This is a genomic window from Bradyrhizobium sp. B120 (assembly GCF_049075665.1).
Taxonomy (GTDB): domain Bacteria; phylum Pseudomonadota; class Alphaproteobacteria; order Rhizobiales; family Xanthobacteraceae; genus Bradyrhizobium.
In genome coordinates this window covers 6,631,537-6,649,155 of sequence record NZ_CP185242.1, presented here as the reverse complement: position 1 = coordinate 6,649,155, position 17,619 = coordinate 6,631,537, and the positions used below count along the sequence as shown (strand labels likewise).

Sequence of the window (17,619 nt, the reverse complement as noted above, 5' to 3'; positions counted from 1 at the left end):
GGATATCCCCTGCCAAGCTAAGGCGCTAGAGTGCGCCGAACAAGGCCCGCGCGACAGCCGAAAGCGGGCGCCGAGGACCGATGAATCAGCATTTCGACACCATTCTAAAATCCGGCACCGTGGTCAATCAGGACGGCGAGGGCGTGCGCGATATCGGCGTCACCAATGGCCGCATCGCCGCGATCGGCGGGCTCGGCCAAGCTTCGGCCGGCGAGGTGATCGACTGCAAGGGTCTGCACATCCTGCCGGGCGTGATGGACACCCAGGTGCATTTCCGCGAGCCCGGGCTGACGCAGAAGGAAGATCTCGAGACCGGCTCGCGCAGCGCCGTGATGGGCGGGGTCACCGCTGTGTTCGAGATGCCGAACACCAACCCGCTGACGGTCACCGAAGCGGCGTTCACCGACAAGGTCAAGCGCGGCCACCATCGCATGCATTGCGACTTCGCATTCTTCATCGGCGGCACCCGCGAGAACGTGCAGGACCTGCCGGAGCTTGAGCGCGCGCCGGGCTGCGCCGGCGTCAAGGTGTTCATCGGCTCCTCCACCGGTGCACTCTTGGTCGAGGATGACGAGAGCCTGCGGCGGATCTTCCAGGTGATCCGGCGCCGCGCCGCATTCCACGCCGAGGACGAGTATCGCCTCAACGACCGCAAGCCGCTGCGGATCGAGGGCGATCCGCGCTCGCATCCGGTGTGGCGCGACGAGACCGCGGCGCTGATGGCGACCGAGCGCCTGGTCAAGCTCGCGCGCGAGACCGGCAAGCGCATCCACGTGCTGCACATCTCGACCAAGGAAGAGATCCTGTATCTGCGCGACCACAAGGATGTCGCGTCCTGCGAGGCGACGCCGCACCACCTCACCATGGCCGCGCCGGAGTGCTACGAGCGGCTCGGCACGCTGGCGCAGATGAACCCGCCGGTGCGCTCGGCCGATCACCGTGCCGGCATCTGGTACGGCATCGAGCAGGGCATTATCGACGTGCTGGGTTCGGACCACGCCCCGCATACGCTGGAGGAGAAGGCCAAGACCTATCCGGCCTCGCCGTCAGGCATGACTGGCGTGCAGACGCTGGTGCCGTTGATGCTCGATCACGTCAACGCCGGGCGGCTGTCGCTTGCTCGGTTCGTCGATCTCACCAGCGCGGGTCCGGCGCGGCTGTTCAACATCGCCTGCAAGGGCCGCATCGCGGCGGGCTACGATGCCGACTTCACCGTGGTCGATCTGAAGCGCAGCGAGACCATCACCAACAAATGGATCGCCTCGCGCGCGGCCTGGACGCCCTATGACGGCGTGCGGGTGCAGGGCTGGCCGGTCGGCACCTTCGTGCGTGGCAAGCGCGTGATGTGGCAGGGCGAGGTGACGACGCCGTCGACCGGCGAGCCGGTCCGCTTCCTCGAGACGCTGAAGCCGTAGCGTTTGGTCGGTTACTGTCTGGCCAATGCCAGTGAGAACTCGCCGTTGCGCACCCGCGCGGCGAGGCCCTCGGCGAACTTCGCCACCGCGTCTTCGCCATAGGTGCCGACGAGCTCAGCGAGCGCCGCAAACAGGCTCGCCTGCGCCAGGCAGTCGCCATCGACGCCGTCGTGACGCGCTTCCGCCCAGGCCTCGTTCAGGTAGCCCAGCGCCGCCTGCTTCTGCTCGTGATCGGGACGGGGGTCTTGGTGATGGGGGGAAGACGCTGGATGGCGCATGAAACTCTGCAAAATGAATGCGCGCGGTCCGAGGAGCGAACCACTGCGACGCGCGAGATTTATCACGCATGCGGGTACCGCCTAGCCCACATCTTTCGAAAAGGTTAACGCCGGGCACGGCATTTAAAGGGGAATTCCGGATAGCGCCGCCGCGATCAACCAAATGAGCTGTGGATATGGTCCAGCACCGCGCGCGGCGAGGCGCACAGATGGCTGGCGCCTGCCCCGACCAGCTCTTCCGGCGTGCCGTAACCATAGGTGACGCCGATCGCGCGGATGCCGTTGCTGACAGCGCCGATCACGTCGTGGCTGCGGTCGCCGATCATCACGGCCCTAGCCGGATCGGCCCCGGTCTGCTCGAGCGCATAGGCCAGCAGGTCGACCTTGTTGACCCGGGTTCCGTCGAGCTCGGAGCCGAACACGTGGTCGAAATACCGGCTGAGGCCGAAATGCGCGACGATCCGCGTCGCGAACACGTGCGGCTTCGAGGTCGCAACGTAGATGCGCCCCGGCGCCTGCCGCAGCTCCGCCAGCACGTCCGCGATATCGGGATAGACGCTGTTCTCGAACAGCCCGACATCACCAAATCGTTCGCGGTAGAGCTCGACCGCGCGGTCGGCGAGCTCCTCACCGCCGAGCAGCATGGCAAAGCTCGCGCGCAGCGGCGGCCCGATGCACCAGGTCAGCTCGTCCTGCGACGGAACCGGCCGGCCGAGCTTGGCCAGCGCATACTGGATCGAGCCGGTGATGCCGGGCTTCGGGTCGGTCAGGGTGCCGTCGAGGTCGAAGAAGATCGCGCGCTCAGTTGGCATAGCGGGCCGTCAGGTCGCGCGAGATCTTCGAGCCTTCCTCGATGTAGCGGCGGATCGCCACCGAGGCAGCCGGCGTACAGGTCCGGTAGGTCTGCTGGAAGCCGTTGTAGCCGCGGTTGAAGCCGGCGACCATGCGGGCGCGGCGGTCGCCGGAGGGGGTTTCGGCGTCGATCAGCGCCTGCATCTCGTTGCGCCATTTGGCGCCCTCGTTGGAGCCGCAGATGCCGCGCAGGTAGTGCAGGGCGCCGAGGATCTCGGCCAGCCGCTGCAGGTCGCCGTCGAATGGCGCAGCCGCGTCCTGCGCGCGGGCGGGCGTCGCGAGGCATGCCGACATCAGGATCACAACGGCGAGAAAGGCTCTGATCATCAGGGGTTCCGGAATCGCCGTGGTATGCCCCCTCAATGCGCCCGAGGCAAGGCGGCAAGGCTCCAATACCGCCCCGAAACCGGCCTCAGACCAGCCGCCGGGCGGCCGCAATGACCTCATGGAGACCGCCGGTGACCTTGAGATCGCCGATCTCCTCCGGTGCCAGCCATTTGAAATCGTCGTGCTCGTCGTTCAGCACAGGCTCGCGGGAGGCCCAGCGCGCCGCAAACGTCATGATCAGATAGTGCCCGGTGCCGGGACCGGTCGGCAGCACCTCGCGCCAGCCGGCCAGCCCCAGGATATCGACCCGCAGGGCGGTCTCCTCGTCGATCTCCCGATGCAGGGCGGCGTGCAGGGTCTCGCCGAACTCGACCCGGCCGCCCGGCAGCGAATAGAAGCCCTTGCCCGGCGAGCGGGCGCGGCGCACCAGCAGCACCTTGCCATCGCGGAAAATCACGCCTGACACGGCGAGCTGTGGGCGGATCGGAGGTTCGGCAGAGCTCAAGGCAATCAGTGACCAGGTTTCAGGGCTTCATCATGCCCGATAAATCAGGCGCCCGCCATGATGCGGTCGACATCGGCCTCGGCAGCGCCGTTGATGACACCGGCGGTCTGCATCACCAGCGGCTTGACCCAGACGATCGCCTGCTCGGCGAGCGCGACCCGGCTCTTGTCCTGATGCAATTGCCGCATCGCCACGCCGACCTCGGTCAGGATACTGGTCATGTTGGCGGTGAGCTGGTCGAATTCGGCCCGGATTCGGGCGTCCGCGGTCTCATAGGCCTCGATCGCGAGGTCGCGCGCCTTGAAGTTGGACGCGGTGAAATGCTCGGCATAGGACAGTGGCTGCCATTCCAGGAAATCGCTGGCGCATTCCGGCAGGTCCGGCACCATCTCCAGCAGCATGATGGCTTCGTTGAAGTGATTGAGGTAGTCGGTCGCAAGCCCGGTGCGAGGATTGATGTTGGCGGCGCGCAACAGCGCCGCCCGCGCCTCGTCGGGGTACGTCGGTCGCGGGGAAGAGCCCGCTATGGCGGCCGTTGAGGTCATTGGTCGCAGTCTTTAACGGTCCAAGTTAAGGCGGAATAAACGGATACCACCCTGGACAGGATATGTGCGGACGCTTTGTCATTACCTCGCCGCCGGCGGCCTTGCGAGAGATGTTCGGCTACATCGAGCAGCCGAATTTTCCGCCGCGGTATAATGTTGCGCCAACCCAGCCGATTCCGGTCGTGCTGCTGCAAAATGGCGGCCGGCATTTTCAACTGATGCGCTGGGGCCTGATCCCGTCCTGGGTCAAGGATCCCCGCACGTTCTCGCTGCTGATCAACGCCCGCTCCGAGACGGTGCGGGAGAAGCCGGCGTTCAAGAATGCGATCAAGCGGCGCCGCGCGCTGATCCCGGCCGACGGCTATTACGAATGGCACGATGCCGGCGGCCGCAAGCGGCCGTTCTTCATCCATCGCCGCGACGGCCATCCGCTCGCCTTCGCCGCGCTGGCCGAAACCTGGATGGGACCGAACGGCGAGGAGCAGGACACAGTCGCGATCGTCACTGCGCCCGCGAGCCCCGACCTCGCGCAACTGCATCACCGCGTGCCCGTCACGATCCGGCCCGAGCAATTCGTGCGCTGGCTCGACTGCCTGCCCAACGATGTCGACGACGTGAAGCCGATGCTGAAGGGGCCTGACGTCGGCGAGTTCGCCTGGCACCAGGTGACGATGCGGGTCAACGCTGTCGCCAACGATGACGCGCAATTGTTGCTGCCTATGACCGCGGAAGAAATGGCCGCGGAAGACGCGCCGGCGGCGAAGAAGGGAGCAGCGCGCAAGGCGCCGGCGCGCGAGGACGACGGGCAGGGGTCGTTGTTTTAGCGAATGTCTGCACGGCTACGCTGCTTACGCTGGGATTGAGCTCCAGCCGCATCGTCGTCCTGGCGAAAGCCAGGACCCATAACCACCGAATGTGATTGTGAACGGGAACGCGACCCCAGCGTCGCGCAGCAATCGAGATGTGGGGTAATGGGCCCTGGCCTTCGCCAGGACGACGATGAATGTATTGCGCGGGATGCATCAACAATCGTCGTCCCTGCGAAAGCAGGGACCCATACTCCGCGGCGGGTGTTGTGAACGGGACTCGTCGTTCCGCCGTCTTTCAATGATGACCGCCTGTGGTTATGGGTCCCTGCTTTCGCAGGGACGACGATGAGGATGGTTCTCGATTCAAGCTGCTACATCACGCGGTGTCATCACCCGCGAAGGCAGGCTAGTGCTTGAGCCGAGAGACCGCGGCGTACTGGATCGCCCGGTCGAGCCGGGCGATAACAGACGACCGTCACCCCTTGACCTGTGCCACGCCTTCGATCTCGATCAGCATCTTCGGATTGGGCAGCGCCACCACGACGCAGGTGGTGCGCGCGGGATAGGGCGCGGGGCCGAACGCGCCGGCATAGAGGACGTTCATCGTCGCGACGTCGCTGGCGCGGGTCAGCAGCACGTTGACCTTGACGAGATCGCGCATCGTCGCGCCGGCCTCTGTCAGCACGCGCTTGAAATTGGTGACGACGTTGGCGAATTGCGCCTCGAAGCCATCGGGCAGCTCGCGGTTGGCGTCGAAGCCGGGAATGCCCGAGATGAACAGCAACTCGCCGACGCGGGCGCCGAACGAGAGCGGCGGCGCCGTGACGCCGGGCGGAGGAGGGAAGTGCTTGATCTCAGTCATGGGTCACCCGTCTGCGCGAGATGGAAGAGGTGGATTGCCGAGGCGCGGCGCCGGCGTGCGGCGGCGCAAGAGATTCTTGCCGAACAGATTCTGGCCGATCATGCCGGCCAGCATCGCGGCGACGAACACCACGATCGGCAGCGAGAGCCCGGCGAGATTGACCAGCGCGGGGCCGGGGCAGATGCCGGCGAGGCCCCAGCCGATGCCGAACAGGATTGCGCCACCGACCAGCGGCGCGTCGATGTCGTTGCGGTCGGGCCAGAGGAAGCGCGCCGAGAACGCAGGCGCGGTGCGCCGCCGCGCGATCGCAAAGCCTGATGCCGCGACCGCGACCGCACCCGCCATCACGAAGGCAAGCGTCGCATCCCATGCGCCGAACAGATCGAGGAAGCCGAGCACCTTCTGCGGATCGGTCATGCCCGAGATCAGAAGGCCCGCGCCGAAGATCAGGCCGCACACGAAGCTTGCGAGAAGGGGCATCGCTAACCTCCGATCCCGTGCCTGACGATGGCAACGGTCACGATCGCCGCCGTCATGAAGATGAACGTGGCCGCAATCGAGCGGCCGGACAGCCGCGCGAAGCCGCAGACGCCGTGGCCGGAGGTGCAGCCATTGCCCATCCTTGTGCCGAACCCGACCAGAAGGCCCGCGATCGCGATCACCACAAGGCTCGCATTCATCGCCGGCCGCGGCAGCGGCGCGCCGAATAGCGCCGCAATCAAGGGCGCCGCGATCAGCCCCGCAATAAAGGCGATGCGCCAGCCGCGCTCGGCGGTATCGGGCTGGAGCAGGCCGCCGACGATGCCGGTGACGCCGGCGATCCGCCCGGTCAGCAGCATCAGCAGCGCCGCGGCGAGCCCGATCAGTGCGCCGCCGAGAAGGCCGGAAAGTGGGGTGAAATCGTGCATCGGTGCGGGTCCCTGTTGCGCAAACTCCTCAGCGATGGCGCAAAGCGCTGGGCGCGGGCGCCAATGGTCGCGCGACTACATGGGCGATGATAGACTCCGCAACAACAGGAACAAGCGCAATCCCGCGTGTTTTGCCGGCATTTCGACGTGCCGCCGCCCGATTGGATTGCCGCGATTCGCTTCACTTCGTCCGGAGAACTCCCCATGAGATTGTCATCCGCCGCCCGCGCCGTGCTGTTCGCGCTGGCGCTGCTCACCGGATCGTCTGCTGCACTGGCCGACGAGGGCGCGGTGACGCTGGTCATCTTCAAGGGCGGCTGGATCTTCGGCGGCTCCGCCGGCAAGGGCGTTCTGACCTTCCACGGGCAGACCTACGGGCTCACGGCGGGCGGGCTGGATTACGGCCTCGTGTTCGGCGGCTCCCAGACCACGTTGCAGGGGCGGGTGCGCAACATCCGCCGCGCCCAGGATATCGCCGGCGTCTATGCCGCCGCGGGCATGGGCGTTGCGCTCGGCGCCGGCGTGCGCGGCATCCTCTTGACCAACCAGAACGGCGCGGTGCTCGAATTGAGCGGCAAGCAGATCGGGCTGATGGCCAATGTCGATCTCAGCGGGCTTGCGATCACGTTGAAGGAGTAAGGGCGCGGTGCGTAGGGTGGGTTGGCCGAAGGCGTAACCCACCGACTTATATCCGCGATTGAAGATGGCAGGTTACGCTTCCGCCTTCGCTCGTTGAGCTACGGCGGACAAGGCGCTCTACCCACCCTACAAACCTGCGATCCACTGCGCCAGCTCACGCCACGGCTGCAACGTCCAGTGCCCCGAGGCCGCACCCGATGGCGACGGCAGCACGAACACATCTGGAAAACCGCTCACGGCCGGCTGCCGGCCGAGCACAAGCGCGCTGGTCGGCTTGTCGTAAAACAGGCTCGCCGCCTTCCTGCTGGTGAAAGCGATGGTCTTCGGCCGAACCTTCGCGATCTTCGTCCTGAAGCCCGCGACATCGAACGAGCCCCGCGCGATCTCGTGATCCATCCCGGCGCCGGTCTTGGAGAGATCGGTGAAGCCGATGCCGAGTTCGAGCAGTGCCGCGAACTCGTCCGGCCGATAAAGCCGCGGCGTGACGCCGGCCTCATGCAGCGCGCGCCAGAAGCGGTTGCCGGGATGCGCGTAGTAATGCCCGACCGCGGCCGAGCGCGTGCTGGCCGCGGTGCCGACGAACACCAGCCGCAGTTCGGCGCGGAGCTGGTCGGGGAGGCGGTGAGTGTCGCTGTCGGGCATGACCCGACCGCTACCATTTCCGTCGCTCCCGTCATATACCTCGGCGATGACCCGCGAAGAATTGGTCGCCGCCTACACGGCGCCCGGCCGCCACTATCACAACCTCGCGCATATCGAGGACAGCCTCGCGGCGCTCGCGCGTGTCGACGGGCTTTCCGCGGCCGAGCACGAGATCCTGTCGGAAGCGATCTGGTGGCACGATGTCGTCTACGATCCGACCCGGCCGGACAATGAGGAGCGCAGCGCGCAGCTCGCCGAACAACACGTTCGCGCCGGGATCGGCGGCGAGGTCGGCCGCCTGATCCGTCTGACGAAGACGCACGATGTCCAAATCGGCGATCGCCTCGGCGCGATCCTGATCTCGATCGACCTCAGCATTCTCGGCGCCGAGCCCGCGCGCTACGATGCCTATGCCGCGGCGATCCGGCAGGAGTTCATCCATGTCGCCGATGCCGACTATCGCGCCGGCCGCGCCAAGGTGCTTCGCCACTTCGCTGCACGCCAGGTGATCTTCCCCGATGCCGGTTTCGACGCGATCTATGACCGCCGCGCCCGCGACAACCTCGCGCGTGAGATCGCGGCGCTGGGGTGAGTGGCTCCAACCGCATATGGCCTGCCTCCGCAGGGGCGCATTGCCAAAATATCGAAAACAACCCCATGCACAGTAGCCGGCGGCGTGCCGGCATTCGACGCGGCCACTTGACATGTCGGGCAAATCAGTCGCACTATTCTATTATTCCGAAATGACGCAGGCGCGCCTCACCCCGCGCTACGGGACAGGTCCGTAGCCATATGCGATTGCCTGCCGAAAGCAGGGCGAGGTCGCGGCTCGATTGCCCTGATCTCATCAGGCGCTAACGCACCGGCTCCTTGATCTCGTCTTCCGCCGCCACCGCTTGCGCCGGCCGGCTCGAGCGCACCATCAAGAACCGTCCCGAGAACGCCGTGCCGCGGATGCTCCAGCGGCCGTCGATCTCCGTCGCGTCGGCATTGACAGCGCCTTCATAGTGGACGGTGTCATAGCCGTAGCCCGATGGTTCGTAGCGCTTGACGAACGTCACCGCGCTGCCGGAGCGGTGACCCGAGAGCGAGGCATTGTGCGTGCTGATCGGGCAGCCGGGCGCAACGCATGGTTCGGTCACGCTGCCGCCGATCGCGCCGCCGGCGTCGATCAGCGTCGCCAGGAACGTGACCATGCCGCTCGGCTGAACATAGCTGCCGTCCCAGACGCCGGTCAGATTGTCGTCCATGTCGCTCGTCCGGATTGCGCGCGTCGAATTGCAGTGATCGATGTGGTGCAGGCAGCGCCTCAACGCAAGTTACGTGACCGCTTCGCACGTCGCGCCCGGTTGCCTGATCAGGCAAAAGGGTCTGTAATCCAGCCCAACAGATCAAGAAGAATTTTGGGAGCAGGACATGACGGGAGAGCCGAAGACCCATTACGAGGTGATCGTGGTCGGCGCCGGCGTCGCCGGCATCTACCAGATCAAGCGGCTCGCCGATCTCGGCATCGACGCCACCGTGCTCGAAGCCGCGCCTGATCTCGGCGGCACCTGGTACTGGAACCGCTATCCGGGCTGCCGCTTCGATTCCGAAAGCTACACTTACGGCTTCTCGTTCTCGCGCGAGCTGCTCGACGAGTGGCACTGGAAGGAGCGCTTCTCCGGCCAGCCCGAGAATCTGCGCTACCTCAACTACGTCGCCGACAAGTTCGACCTGCGCCGGCACATGCAGTTTGGCTGCAAGGTCGAGGCGATGCAGTTCGACGCGACGCGCGATCTCTGGCAGCTCAGGATCAGCGACGGTCGCGAGCTGACCTGCCGCTTCGTCGTGCTGGGGATCGGGCTGCTCTCGGCGCCGACCATGCCGCGCGTGCCCGGCGTCTCCGACTTCAAGGGCCGCTCGTTTCACACCTATTACTGGCCGCATGAGCCGGTCGATCTCGCGGGCAAGAAGGTCGCGGTGATCGGCACCGGCGCGACCGGCATTCAGGTGATCGGCGAGATCGCCGACAAGGTCGGTGAGCTCACCGTGTTCCAGCGCCGGCCGAACTGGAGCGCGCCGCTGAATAACTCCGAGATCTCGGAGGCCGAGATGGCCGACATCCGCGCGCGCTATGACGAGATCTTCGCCGCCTGCGCGCTGACGCCCGGCAGCTTCGTGCACGGCCCCGACAAGCGCGGCTTCTACGAGGTGAGCCGCGAGGAGCGCCTTGCGCTGTGGGACAGGCTCTACGACGAGCCCGGCTTCGGCATCTGGCTCGCGAATTTCCGCGAGATCTTCATGGATGAGGCCGCCAATGCGGAGCTGTCGGAATACATCGCAGGTCGCATCCGCCGCCGCGTCAACGATCAGAAGGTCGCCGAGAAACTGATCCCGCGGGATCACGGCTTCGGCGTGCAGCGCCTGCCGCTGGAGACCCGGTATTTCGAGGCGTACAATCGCGACAACGTGCATCTCGTCGATCTCAGCGAGACGCCGCTGGTGCGCGTCACCGAGAGCGGCCTGCGCACCACCGAGCGCGACTACGACTTCGACATCATCGTCTACGCCACCGGCTTCGACGCCATCACCGGCGCCTATGATCTGATCGACATATCAGGCATCGGCGGCGAAAAGCTCGCCGACAAATGGAAGCACGCGCCGTCGACCTTCCTCGGCATGATGGTCCACGATTTCCCGAACCTGTTGATGCCGACCGGCCCGCAAAGCGCGTCGGCCTCGACCAACTTCCCGCGCGGCATCGAGAACGGCGTCAACTGGTGCACCAATCTCCTGCAATACATGTGGGACCGCGGCCTGACCCGCGCCGACGCCACGTTGGAAGCGCAGGAGCGTTGGACCGCGCATGTCGCGAAAATGTACGAGATCATGCTGATGCGCAAAGCCAAGGGCTGGTTCACCGGCTACAACTCCAACGTCCCCGGCCATGAGGAGGGGACGGTGCGCTACTTCGTCTACAACGGTGGGACGCCGAAGTTCCTGGGGATCATCAACGGCGTGGCGGCGGAGGGGTATCGGGAGATTGAGTTTAGCGGCAGCTCGCGTGGCGGCGCTGGCGATCGTCACAAGCGCGTCGGCGTAGACCGGGGAGGCAACCGCGAACTCCGTAAGCATGGGACGGAAACAAAGGTCTAGATGTCGCTTGGTTCGTCCGGTTGCTCTCTGTTTCGCCAGCTAATGGGGAAAGAAAACGGCCCATTTAGCGATGTAGCTGACGGTGGTGGTTGCGGCCGTGGTGAATGCGCAGGCGGTGACGAACAGAGCCGGCTTTTCGGGATCTCGCGCAAGTAGAGCAACCAACGTTATAGCAAGTATGGCATTCAAGACTTGCCAAAGAAGGACTGGGAATCCTCTAGATTCTACAGCCACCGCAATCCAGACAGAATCGACGAAAAGTAACAGCAGCGTGAGGCAAAAGAAACGTCGCCATTGGACAGCTGGTAGTGATCGCGACATAGCGAAGAACAGGGCTGACATAGACATGAACGATATCCCATCAAATATGAGATAGAGCCCGTATGTTTGCGGAACTGTATCTGCGTTCGTATAGGCTAGGAAGAAATAGCGATTCATTCCGTGAAAAAATGGGAGGGCCAAGAGCAGAAAGGCCAAAAGCGCGGGTAACCGGTCCCAATGGATGGCTCGGTCTTCGGGTTTATCGGCCTTATCAGCCACAAATTGCTTAAACGCCTCACCAATGGAGAGAGCTATGACGATCGAGAACGTTGTTTGAAAGAATGCAACTGTATTGAGTATGTCTTTGCTGACCGGAAGCACTTTCGACCTACAGAATGCTTGAATCGCTAGCGGGTGATAGTTCTTCTAAGGGAGCGGCATGTACAGTCACGCTCACGACCTAGTGCGCTCACACGACGTTCGCTTGTTTCTCACGGCGAGAAGAATAGTCCTCCTTCTTGTTGAATTCTCTGATCTTCGTAATATCGAGCCCGATCTCTTGTTTGATTTCAGCCAAGTACTTAGCTCGATAGTCGCTGCTAAAGAGGGTTGGATCATCCGGCATCGATGCGTTTGCTTCGGCTTGAATCGCGTGTCTTAGGGATTGAAAGATCAGACTGATCGCCTGTTTGGCGTCCGATCGCGCTTCTTGCGTTGGTTTTCTCTTGTGTGCGACGGATCGCGCGACGTCCATGATGTCCCGGACCTGCTCGAATGGATAGTATCCTTTGGAGTTCTCTTGCGCTCGCCCAACGTTGCAGTAGATGAGACGGAGCGTATCCATGGAGGTGGAGAGCGCATAAAATCCTCTCAAGTATTCGTCTTCTGTCGGATTTTCCTTGTCGCAATAGATGAAGAAGGCAGATTTCGCTTCGACGATCTCATTCCACCAACCGCGCAATTCGTCGACAAACTTGCCACGCTGCTGAAAGACGTATGTCAGGTAGGCGGCAACTAGTAGCGCAAAGAGAGTCGCGTTACTTCCGACAAAGGTTGTCTTGTTGCTCGGGTCTCTCGTGAAATATTCTGCAAACGAAACGGCCAAGATCACTATGACCGCGATCGCAGCGATCAGGAGGCGCACAGTAAGCTTTCGATTCGTCATCGAAATGGTCTTTCAAAATAGATTTTCAAACGAAGGGTAATCACGAGAATTACGTACTATCTTAAGTAGTCTATATCCGCAACAGAAAGCCGGGCTTTCGCCCGGCTTCTCATTCTCTAATGGATGCCCGGGTCAAGCCCGGGCATGACGAGCGGCGAGGGCGTCTTCTCACAGCACCCGATTGCTCTCCTTCACCTTCTCCGCATCGAGATACAGGTTCTCGCCCATCTCCTTGAACTTGGCGCTCATCGTCGCCATGCCGTCCTCGATGGTGCCTGAGATCGACGCCCCGACGCCGGTTGGATCGTTGAGCGTCGCGGCGTAGTCGCGGACGTCCTGGGTGATCTTCATCGAGCAGAACTTGGGGCCGCACATCGAGCAGAAATGCGCGACCTTGTGGGCTTCCTTCGGCAGGGTCTCGTCGTGGAAGTTCTTCGCGGTCTCGGGGTCGAGGCCGAGGTTGAACTGGTCCTGCCACCGGAAGTCGAAGCGGGCACGCGACAGCGCATCGTCGCGCAGCTGTGCGGCGGGATGGCCCTTGGCCAGATCAGACGCGTGGGCCGCGATCTTGTAGGTGATGACGCCAACCTTGACGTCGTTGCGGTCGGGCAGGCCGAGATGCTCTTTCGGCGTGACGTAGCAGAGCATCGCGCAGCCGAACCAGCCGATCATCGCGGCACCAATGCCCGAGGTGATGTGGTCATAGCCCGGCGCGATGTCTGTGGTCAGCGGCCCGAGAGTATAAAACGGCGCCTCGCCGCATTCCTTGAGCTGCTTGTCCATGTTGATCTTGATCTTGTGCATCGGCACGTGGCCGGGGCCCTCGATCATGACCTGGCAGCCCTTGTCCCAGGCGATTTTTGTCAATTCGCCGAGCGTCTCGAGTTCGGCGAACTGCGCGCGGTCGTTGGCGTCGGCGATCGAGCCGGGGCGCAGGCCGTCGCCGAGCGAGAACGAGACGTCATACTTGCGCATGAGGTCGCAGATCTCGTCGAAATGGGTGTAGAGGAAGCTCTCCTTGTGATGTGCGAGACACCACTTCGCCATGATCGAGCCGCCGCGCGACACGATGCCGGTGACGCGGTTGGCGGTGAGGTGGATGTAGGACAGCCGCACGCCGGCGTGGATCGTGAAATAGTCGACGCCCTGTTCGCACTGCTCGATCAGGGTGTCCTTGTAGAGCTCCCAGGTCAGCTTGACGGGATCGCCTTCGCACTTCTCCAGCGCCTGGTAGATCGGCACGGTGCCGATCGGCACCGGCGAGTTGCGCAAAATCCATTCGCGGGTGGTGTGAATGTTGCGCCCCGTCGAGAGGTCCATCACGGTGTCGGCGCCCCAGCGGATCGCCCACACCATCTTGTCGACCTCTTCCTCGACCGACGAGGTCACCGCCGAGTTGCCGATATTGGCGTTGATCTTGGTGAGGAAGTCGCGGCCGATGATCATCGGCTCGAGCTCGGCATGGTTGATGTTCGATGGAATGATGGCGCGGCCGCGCGCGATCTCGCTGCGGACGAATTCCGGCGTGATGAAGGCCGGCACCGCAGCGCCAAAACTTTCGCCGTCGGCGAGGGCGGCCTCAGCACGCTCGAGCTGCTGCTTGCGGCCGAGATTCTCGCGCTCGGCGACGTAGATCATCTCCTTGGTGATGATGCCGGCGCGGGCGAACTCGAGCTGCGTGATCTTGTGGCCGTCAAGGCCGCGCAGCGGCTTGTGGTGCGCGGTGAACGCCTTGGCGGCGTGCGATGCGCCGACATTGCCGTTGTCCTCCGGCTTGATGTCGCGGCCGACATACTCCTCGACGCCGCCGCGCTCCTTGACCCAGGCGAGCCGATTGCGCGGCAGGCCGCTGTTGACATCGATCGTCACGGCCGGATCGGTGTAGGGGCCGGAGGTGTCATAGACCGGCAGGTTCGGCTCGCCGGCACCCTCGGACAGGATGATCTCGCGCAGCGGCACGCGGATGTCGGGCGCGGCCTCCGGGGTCGCAAAGATCTTGCGCGAGGAGGGCAGCGAGCCGGTGGTGACGGCGGGGAGCGTGGTGTCGGGGTTGGAGCGGATGTTCATGGGATCCTCCGGTTTAATTCGTGTGCGTGAATGTCGTGGTTCTCGTCATCCTCAGGAGCGCGAAGCGCGTCTCGAAGGATGAACGAGCCGGGCCGTCGACCCTTCGAGACGCGCGTGCCGCGCTCCTCAGGGTGACGGGTCGAATAGGGTGCAATACCCAGCATCACGCGGCCTCCGCACGGAGGCCGAGCCACTGCCGCACCCGTGCGTCGGGGTCGGCGTTCTGGGTGACGTCGCTGACGACGGCGATCGAATCGGCGCCGGCGGCGAAAATCTCGGCGGCGTGCTCGAACTTGATGCCGCCGATCGCGACAAGGGGGATCGCGCCGATGCGCTTCTTCCACTCGGTGATCTTCGGAATGCCCTGCGGCGCGAACCGCATCGACTTCAGCGTGGTGAAGAAGATCGGGCCGAGCGCGACGTAGTCGGGCTTGGCCGCGAGCGCGGTCGCGAGCTCGGCATCGTCATGGGTGGAGACGCCGAGCGTGAGTTTTGCCTTGCGGATTTCAGAGAGGTCGGCGTCGGCGAGGTCTTCCTGGCCGAGATGCAGATGCTCGGCACCGGCGACAACAGCCGCGCGCCAATAATCGTTGACGACGAGTTTTGTGCCCGTGCCCCTGGTCACCGCCAGCGCGTCGGTGACGATCTGCAGCGCCTCGGCATCGTCGAGCTCTTTCGCGCGCAGCTGGATGGTGCCGACGCCGAGCTTGGTCAGTCGCTCGACCCATTCGATGCTGTCGACGACGGGATAGAACGGATCAGGATACGGCATGCCAGAACGGGGTCCCAACGACAGGGGTGGAGGGGGAGGCGAAGTCGCGGGCTTCCATCAGCCCGGCTTCATAGGCGGTGCGGCCGGCTTCGACGCCGAGCCGGAAGGCGTTGGCCATCGCAACCGGATCGGCGGCTTTCGCCACCGCGGTGTTGAGCAGCACGGCGTCGTAGCCGAGCTCGAGCGCTTCCGCGGCATGCGACGGCGCACCCAAGCCCGCGTCGACCACCAGCGTGATGTCGGGCAGGCGGTCGCGCAAAAGCCTCAAGGCATCGCGGTTGGTGATGCCCTTCGCGCTGCCGATTGGCGCTGCCCACGGCATCACCACCTTGCAGCCGGCCTCGACCAGGCGCGAAGCGACCGAGAGATCCTCGGTGCAATAGGGGAACACTTCAAAGCCGTCCTTGATCAGGATGGTGGCGGCCTCGACCAGGCCAACCACGTCGGGCTGCAGCGTGTCGTTGTCGGCGACCACCTCGAGCTTGATCCAGGGCGTGCCGAACAATTCGCGCGCGAGCTTTGCGGTGGTGACCGCCTCGCGCACGCTGCGGCAGCCCGCGGTGTTCGGCAGCACGGTGACGCCGAGCTCGCGGATCAGCGCCCAGAACGCATCACCGGTCTTGCCGCCCGCCGCTTCTCGGCGGAGCGATACGGTAACGATGCTGGCGCCCGAGGCGCGGATCGCGCCCTGCATGATCGCGGGCGAGGCATACAGCGCGGTGCCGATCAAGAGGCGGGACGGGAAGGATTTGCCGTAGAAGGTGACCATGGTGTCAGTGTCTCTCCGCTCTCAGCCCCATACTCAGCTCGTCGTCCCGGCGAAGGCCGGGACCCATACGCCGCGGCCCTTCAATGGGGCACGCTGGGCGACGTTCTTTCAGACAATAACCGGTCGTGGTTATGGGTCCCTGCTTTCGCAGGGACGACGGGAGGAGGGAGTGTGCGCTAGCCATCATCACCCTCCCTGCCGCGGCGTGATGATCTCGATCTCGTCGCCGGCCTTGAGATGGGTCTCGGCCCAGCGGCCCTTCGGCACCACGTCGTAATTCACTGCGATCGCGAAATGCGTTCCCTCGTAGTCGAGCTCGGCGAGCAGCGCATCGACGCTGGAAGCCGCGATCTCCCGCTGCTCGCCGTTGATCATCACGCGCATTGCATCACCTCATTGTCGATTTCGCCGCGCGAAAGAAAGGCGAGCGTCAGCTCGGCCAGCGCCGGTGCCAGCAGGAAGCCGTGACGGTAGAGTCCGTTCACCGTGATGCGTTCCTGCTCGATTTTGATCTTGGGCAGATTGTCCGGAAACGCCGGGCGCAGGCCGGCGCCGAATTCGACGATGCGCGCCTCGCCGAACGCCGGATGCACCACATAGGCGGCCCCTAACAGCTCCAGCGCCGAGCGCACGCTGACGCCGTTGTCCTCGGCCTCGATCGAGGTCGCGCCCAGCATGAAGCGGCCGTCGCCGCGCGGGATCACGTAAAGCGGCCAGCGCGGATGGATCAGCCGCACCGGGCGCAACAATTCGACCTCGGCGGTCTCGATGACGATCATCTCGCCCTTGACGCCGCGCAAGCTCGGCTCGCGGTCGCGCCCGGCAAGACCGCGGCAGTCGATCACGAGGCCGTCGAGATCATCCGCCTCGACGTCGCTGCCGAACTTGATGGCGCCGCCGGCCTTGGCGATCGCGGCATGCAGCCGCGGCAGCACGCGGCGCGGCTCGACATGGCCCTCTTCGGGATAGAACAGGCCACTACCGAAGCGGCCCTCGAGCGACGGTTCGAGTTCGCGGACGCCGTCGGCGTCGAGCCGGCGATAACCTGACGTGAGGCGGGCGAAGCGCTCGAAATCGGCGCGGTCGCGCGGATGCGCCACCACCAGCGAGCCGCTGAACGCCGTTTCCGGAAAATGCCGTCGCCACAGGTCGAGCGAGCGAATACCGAGACGGGTGATCACCGGCTCGGCGGCCTCCTCCTCGCACCACGGCGCCAGCATGCCGCCGGCGAAGTAGCTTGTGGATTGCGTCATCGCAGCGTCACTGCGCTCATGCAGGGTGACGGCACGTCCGGCCTCTGCGAGCAACAACGCATGCCAGGCGCCGGTTATGCCTGCGCCGATGATGGAGACGGGGGAATCCCCCCGCGGTTGTGACGTCTGATACATCCCTGTCCCTTCGCCGGCATGACCCGGATCAGGTTCAAAGGGTCACCGCGGTCCCGAACTGATCGCCGTGATGGCGAAGTCCAAGCTTGCGGTATCTCAGCTCCTCCTTCGGAGCACCCCTCGGAACGCCCCTAATGTAGGCTGATGGGCGGATGTGTCAACTTGTATGCCAGGACCTGTGCCGCGGCATGCGCAGAGCGCGCGTGCCCCGGACGCAGTACCGCGCGACAGCGGTGCGCTGCCGAGCCGGGGGCCATTCTCTCGAAACGGAGGTCCC

22 protein-coding genes and 1 riboswitch are annotated in these 17,619 nt (G+C 64.4%); of the genes, 5 read left to right on the top strand and 17 right to left on the bottom strand.

Features of this window, described 5'->3' with window-relative positions:
- Positions 1 to 80: 80 nt before the first annotated feature.
- A complete protein-coding gene (locus ACOIX3_RS30900) occupies positions 81 to 1,415 on the top strand; it encodes a dihydroorotase (protein WP_420965740.1) in 1,335 nt (444 codons plus the stop codon).
- An 11-nt stretch (positions 1,416 to 1,426) separates the two neighbouring features.
- Here the strand turns inward: ACOIX3_RS30900 and ACOIX3_RS30895 are convergent, their stop codons facing one another.
- From ACOIX3_RS30895 to ACOIX3_RS30875, 5 genes are all read right to left on the bottom strand, one after another.
- Entirely contained in the window at positions 1,427 to 1,693 is a 267-nt protein-coding gene (locus tag ACOIX3_RS30895) for a hypothetical protein (protein WP_097675200.1), read from the bottom strand.
- A 155-nt stretch (positions 1,694 to 1,848) separates the two neighbouring features.
- Positions 1,849 to 2,505, bottom strand: a complete 657-nt coding sequence (locus tag ACOIX3_RS30890; protein ID WP_420965739.1) for an HAD family hydrolase — start codon at positions 2,503 to 2,505, stop codon at positions 1,849 to 1,851.
- Entirely contained in the window at positions 2,495 to 2,872 is a 378-nt protein-coding gene (locus tag ACOIX3_RS30885) for a TIGR02301 family protein (RefSeq protein ID WP_050424352.1), read from the bottom strand. Before ACOIX3_RS30885 ends, ACOIX3_RS30890 begins: the two co-directional genes overlap by 11 nt.
- A gap of 85 nt (positions 2,873 to 2,957) precedes the next feature.
- Positions 2,958 to 3,377, bottom strand: coding sequence for an NUDIX hydrolase (locus ACOIX3_RS30880; protein WP_420965737.1), 420 nt, complete (start codon positions 3,375 to 3,377; stop codon positions 2,958 to 2,960).
- A gap of 44 nt (positions 3,378 to 3,421) precedes the next feature.
- Entirely contained in the window at positions 3,422 to 3,922 is a 501-nt protein-coding gene (locus ACOIX3_RS30875; protein WP_420965736.1) for a hypothetical protein, read from the bottom strand.
- A 62-nt stretch (positions 3,923 to 3,984) separates the two neighbouring features.
- On the opposite strand from ACOIX3_RS30875, the gene ACOIX3_RS30870 reads away from it, so the two are divergent.
- Complete coding sequence (locus tag ACOIX3_RS30870; protein ID WP_420965735.1) at positions 3,985 to 4,746, top strand: SOS response-associated peptidase; 762 nt, start codon at positions 3,985 to 3,987, stop codon at positions 4,744 to 4,746.
- A gap of 460 nt (positions 4,747 to 5,206) precedes the next feature.
- On the opposite strand, the gene ACOIX3_RS30865 is transcribed toward ACOIX3_RS30870, so the two are convergent.
- Genes ACOIX3_RS30865 through ACOIX3_RS30855 form a run of 3 tightly spaced genes read right to left on the bottom strand, consistent with a single transcriptional unit; the run spans position 5,207 to position 6,501 of the window.
- Positions 5,207 to 5,593, bottom strand: coding sequence for a RidA family protein (locus ACOIX3_RS30865; RefSeq protein ID WP_420965734.1), 387 nt, complete (start codon positions 5,591 to 5,593; stop codon positions 5,207 to 5,209).
- A gap of 3 nt (positions 5,594 to 5,596) precedes the next feature.
- On the bottom strand, positions 5,597 to 6,073 hold the full coding sequence (locus tag ACOIX3_RS30860) for a DUF6691 family protein (RefSeq protein ID WP_420965733.1): 477 nt from the start codon (positions 6,071 to 6,073) through the stop codon (positions 5,597 to 5,599).
- Positions 6,074 to 6,075: 2 nt separating this feature from the next.
- A complete protein-coding gene (locus ACOIX3_RS30855; RefSeq protein WP_420965732.1) occupies positions 6,076 to 6,501 on the bottom strand; it encodes a YeeE/YedE family protein in 426 nt (141 codons plus the stop codon).
- A gap of 204 nt (positions 6,502 to 6,705) precedes the next feature.
- Here ACOIX3_RS30855 and ACOIX3_RS30850 point away from each other — a divergent pair, with 204 nt between their 5' ends.
- Positions 6,706 to 7,140 carry a hypothetical protein gene (locus ACOIX3_RS30850; RefSeq protein ID WP_050403182.1) on the top strand — a complete coding sequence of 145 codons (435 nt, stop codon included), beginning with the start codon at positions 6,706 to 6,708 and terminating at the stop codon, positions 7,138 to 7,140.
- 126 nt (positions 7,141 to 7,266) lie between these two features.
- On the opposite strand, the gene ACOIX3_RS30845 is transcribed toward ACOIX3_RS30850, so the two are convergent.
- Positions 7,267 to 7,782, bottom strand: coding sequence for a mismatch-specific DNA-glycosylase (locus ACOIX3_RS30845; RefSeq protein ID WP_420965731.1), 516 nt, complete (start codon positions 7,780 to 7,782; stop codon positions 7,267 to 7,269).
- Positions 7,783 to 7,828: 46 nt separating this feature from the next.
- Between ACOIX3_RS30845 and ACOIX3_RS30840 the strand changes: the two genes are divergently transcribed.
- The gene (locus tag ACOIX3_RS30840) at positions 7,829 to 8,374 is read left to right on the top strand and encodes a phosphohydrolase (protein WP_420971831.1); all 546 of its coding nucleotides are present in this window, start codon (positions 7,829 to 7,831) and stop codon (positions 8,372 to 8,374) included.
- A 262-nt stretch (positions 8,375 to 8,636) separates the two neighbouring features.
- On the opposite strand, the gene ACOIX3_RS30835 is transcribed toward ACOIX3_RS30840, so the two are convergent.
- Positions 8,637 to 9,032 carry a hypothetical protein gene (locus tag ACOIX3_RS30835; protein ID WP_420965730.1) on the bottom strand — a complete coding sequence of 132 codons (396 nt, stop codon included), beginning with the start codon at positions 9,030 to 9,032 and terminating at the stop codon, positions 8,637 to 8,639.
- 166 nt (positions 9,033 to 9,198) lie between these two features.
- Between ACOIX3_RS30835 and ACOIX3_RS30830 the strand changes: the two genes are divergently transcribed.
- Entirely contained in the window at positions 9,199 to 10,920 is a 1,722-nt protein-coding gene (locus ACOIX3_RS30830) for a flavin-containing monooxygenase (RefSeq protein ID WP_420965729.1), read from the top strand.
- 39 nt (positions 10,921 to 10,959) lie between these two features.
- On the opposite strand, the gene ACOIX3_RS30825 is transcribed toward ACOIX3_RS30830, so the two are convergent.
- The 7 genes from ACOIX3_RS30825 to ACOIX3_RS30795 all read right to left on the bottom strand — a co-directional run bounded on the left by ACOIX3_RS30825 (position 10,960) and on the right by ACOIX3_RS30795 (position 17,342).
- The gene (locus ACOIX3_RS30825; protein ID WP_420965728.1) at positions 10,960 to 11,562 is read right to left on the bottom strand and encodes a hypothetical protein; all 603 of its coding nucleotides are present in this window, start codon (positions 11,560 to 11,562) and stop codon (positions 10,960 to 10,962) included.
- 88 nt (positions 11,563 to 11,650) lie between these two features.
- Positions 11,651 to 12,346 (bottom strand): hypothetical protein, encoded by a 696-nt coding sequence (locus ACOIX3_RS30820; protein ID WP_420965727.1) that lies wholly within the window; start codon positions 12,344 to 12,346, stop codon positions 11,651 to 11,653.
- Positions 12,347 to 12,514: 168 nt separating this feature from the next.
- Positions 12,515 to 14,413, bottom strand: coding sequence for a phosphomethylpyrimidine synthase ThiC (thiC, locus tag ACOIX3_RS30815; protein ID WP_420965726.1), 1,899 nt, complete (start codon positions 14,411 to 14,413; stop codon positions 12,515 to 12,517).
- A 163-nt stretch (positions 14,414 to 14,576) separates the two neighbouring features.
- Positions 14,577 to 15,185 carry a thiamine phosphate synthase gene (locus ACOIX3_RS30810; RefSeq protein ID WP_420965725.1) on the bottom strand — a complete coding sequence of 203 codons (609 nt, stop codon included), beginning with the start codon at positions 15,183 to 15,185 and terminating at the stop codon, positions 14,577 to 14,579.
- Complete coding sequence (locus ACOIX3_RS30805; protein ID WP_420965723.1) at positions 15,172 to 15,954, bottom strand: thiazole synthase; 783 nt, start codon at positions 15,952 to 15,954, stop codon at positions 15,172 to 15,174. The genes ACOIX3_RS30810 and ACOIX3_RS30805 overlap by 14 nt, the downstream gene beginning before the upstream one ends.
- A 186-nt stretch (positions 15,955 to 16,140) precedes the next feature.
- The gene (thiS, locus tag ACOIX3_RS30800; RefSeq protein ID WP_420965722.1) at positions 16,141 to 16,338 is read right to left on the bottom strand and encodes a sulfur carrier protein ThiS; all 198 of its coding nucleotides are present in this window, start codon (positions 16,336 to 16,338) and stop codon (positions 16,141 to 16,143) included.
- Complete coding sequence (locus ACOIX3_RS30795; protein ID WP_420965721.1) at positions 16,329 to 17,342, bottom strand: FAD-dependent oxidoreductase; 1,014 nt, start codon at positions 17,340 to 17,342, stop codon at positions 16,329 to 16,331. The genes thiS and ACOIX3_RS30795 overlap by 10 nt, the downstream gene beginning before the upstream one ends.
- A riboswitch (TPP riboswitch) is annotated at positions 17,330 to 17,473 on the bottom strand. (Overlaps the previous gene by 13 nt.)
- Positions 17,474 to 17,619: the final 146 nt, after the last annotated feature.

Coding starts and splice junctions, on each gene's coding strand:
- ACOIX3_RS30860 (WP_420965733.1), bottom strand. CDS start 6,073: ATGCCCCTTCTCGCAAGCTTCGTGTGCGGCCTGATCTTCGGCGCGGGC.
- ACOIX3_RS30805 (WP_420965723.1), bottom strand. CDS start 15,954: ATGGTCACCTTCTACGGCAAATCCTTCCCGTCCCGCCTCTTGATCGGC.
- ACOIX3_RS30875 (WP_420965736.1), bottom strand. CDS start 3,922: ATGACCTCAACGGCCGCCATAGCGGGCTCTTCCCCGCGACCGACGTAC.
- ACOIX3_RS30850 (WP_050403182.1), top strand. CDS start 6,706: ATGAGATTGTCATCCGCCGCCCGCGCCGTGCTGTTCGCGCTGGCGCTG.
- ACOIX3_RS30845 (WP_420965731.1), bottom strand. CDS start 7,782: ATGCCCGACAGCGACACTCACCGCCTCCCCGACCAGCTCCGCGCCGAA.
- thiC (WP_420965726.1), bottom strand. CDS start 14,413: ATGAACATCCGCTCCAACCCCGACACCACGCTCCCCGCCGTCACCACC.
- ACOIX3_RS30870 (WP_420965735.1), top strand. CDS start 3,985: ATGTGCGGACGCTTTGTCATTACCTCGCCGCCGGCGGCCTTGCGAGAG.
- ACOIX3_RS30895 (WP_097675200.1), bottom strand. CDS start 1,693: ATGCGCCATCCAGCGTCTTCCCCCCATCACCAAGACCCCCGTCCCGAT.
- ACOIX3_RS30820 (WP_420965727.1), bottom strand. CDS start 12,346: ATGACGAATCGAAAGCTTACTGTGCGCCTCCTGATCGCTGCGATCGCG.
- ACOIX3_RS30865 (WP_420965734.1), bottom strand. CDS start 5,593: ATGACTGAGATCAAGCACTTCCCTCCTCCGCCCGGCGTCACGGCGCCG.
- ACOIX3_RS30830 (WP_420965729.1), top strand. CDS start 9,199: ATGACGGGAGAGCCGAAGACCCATTACGAGGTGATCGTGGTCGGCGCC.
- ACOIX3_RS30795 (WP_420965721.1), bottom strand. CDS start 17,342: ATGTATCAGACGTCACAACCGCGGGGGGATTCCCCCGTCTCCATCATC.
- ACOIX3_RS30890 (WP_420965739.1), bottom strand. CDS start 2,505: ATGCCAACTGAGCGCGCGATCTTCTTCGACCTCGACGGCACCCTGACC.
- ACOIX3_RS30810 (WP_420965725.1), bottom strand. CDS start 15,185: ATGCCGTATCCTGATCCGTTCTATCCCGTCGTCGACAGCATCGAATGG.
- thiS (WP_420965722.1), bottom strand. CDS start 16,338: ATGCGCGTGATGATCAACGGCGAGCAGCGGGAGATCGCGGCTTCCAGC.
- ACOIX3_RS30885 (WP_050424352.1), bottom strand. CDS start 2,872: ATGATCAGAGCCTTTCTCGCCGTTGTGATCCTGATGTCGGCATGCCTC.
- ACOIX3_RS30855 (WP_420965732.1), bottom strand. CDS start 6,501: ATGCACGATTTCACCCCACTTTCCGGCCTTCTCGGCGGCGCACTGATC.
- ACOIX3_RS30835 (WP_420965730.1), bottom strand. CDS start 9,032: ATGGACGACAATCTGACCGGCGTCTGGGACGGCAGCTATGTTCAGCCG.
- ACOIX3_RS30900 (WP_420965740.1), top strand. CDS start 81: ATGAATCAGCATTTCGACACCATTCTAAAATCCGGCACCGTGGTCAAT.
- ACOIX3_RS30840 (WP_420971831.1), top strand. CDS start 7,829: ATGACCCGCGAAGAATTGGTCGCCGCCTACACGGCGCCCGGCCGCCAC.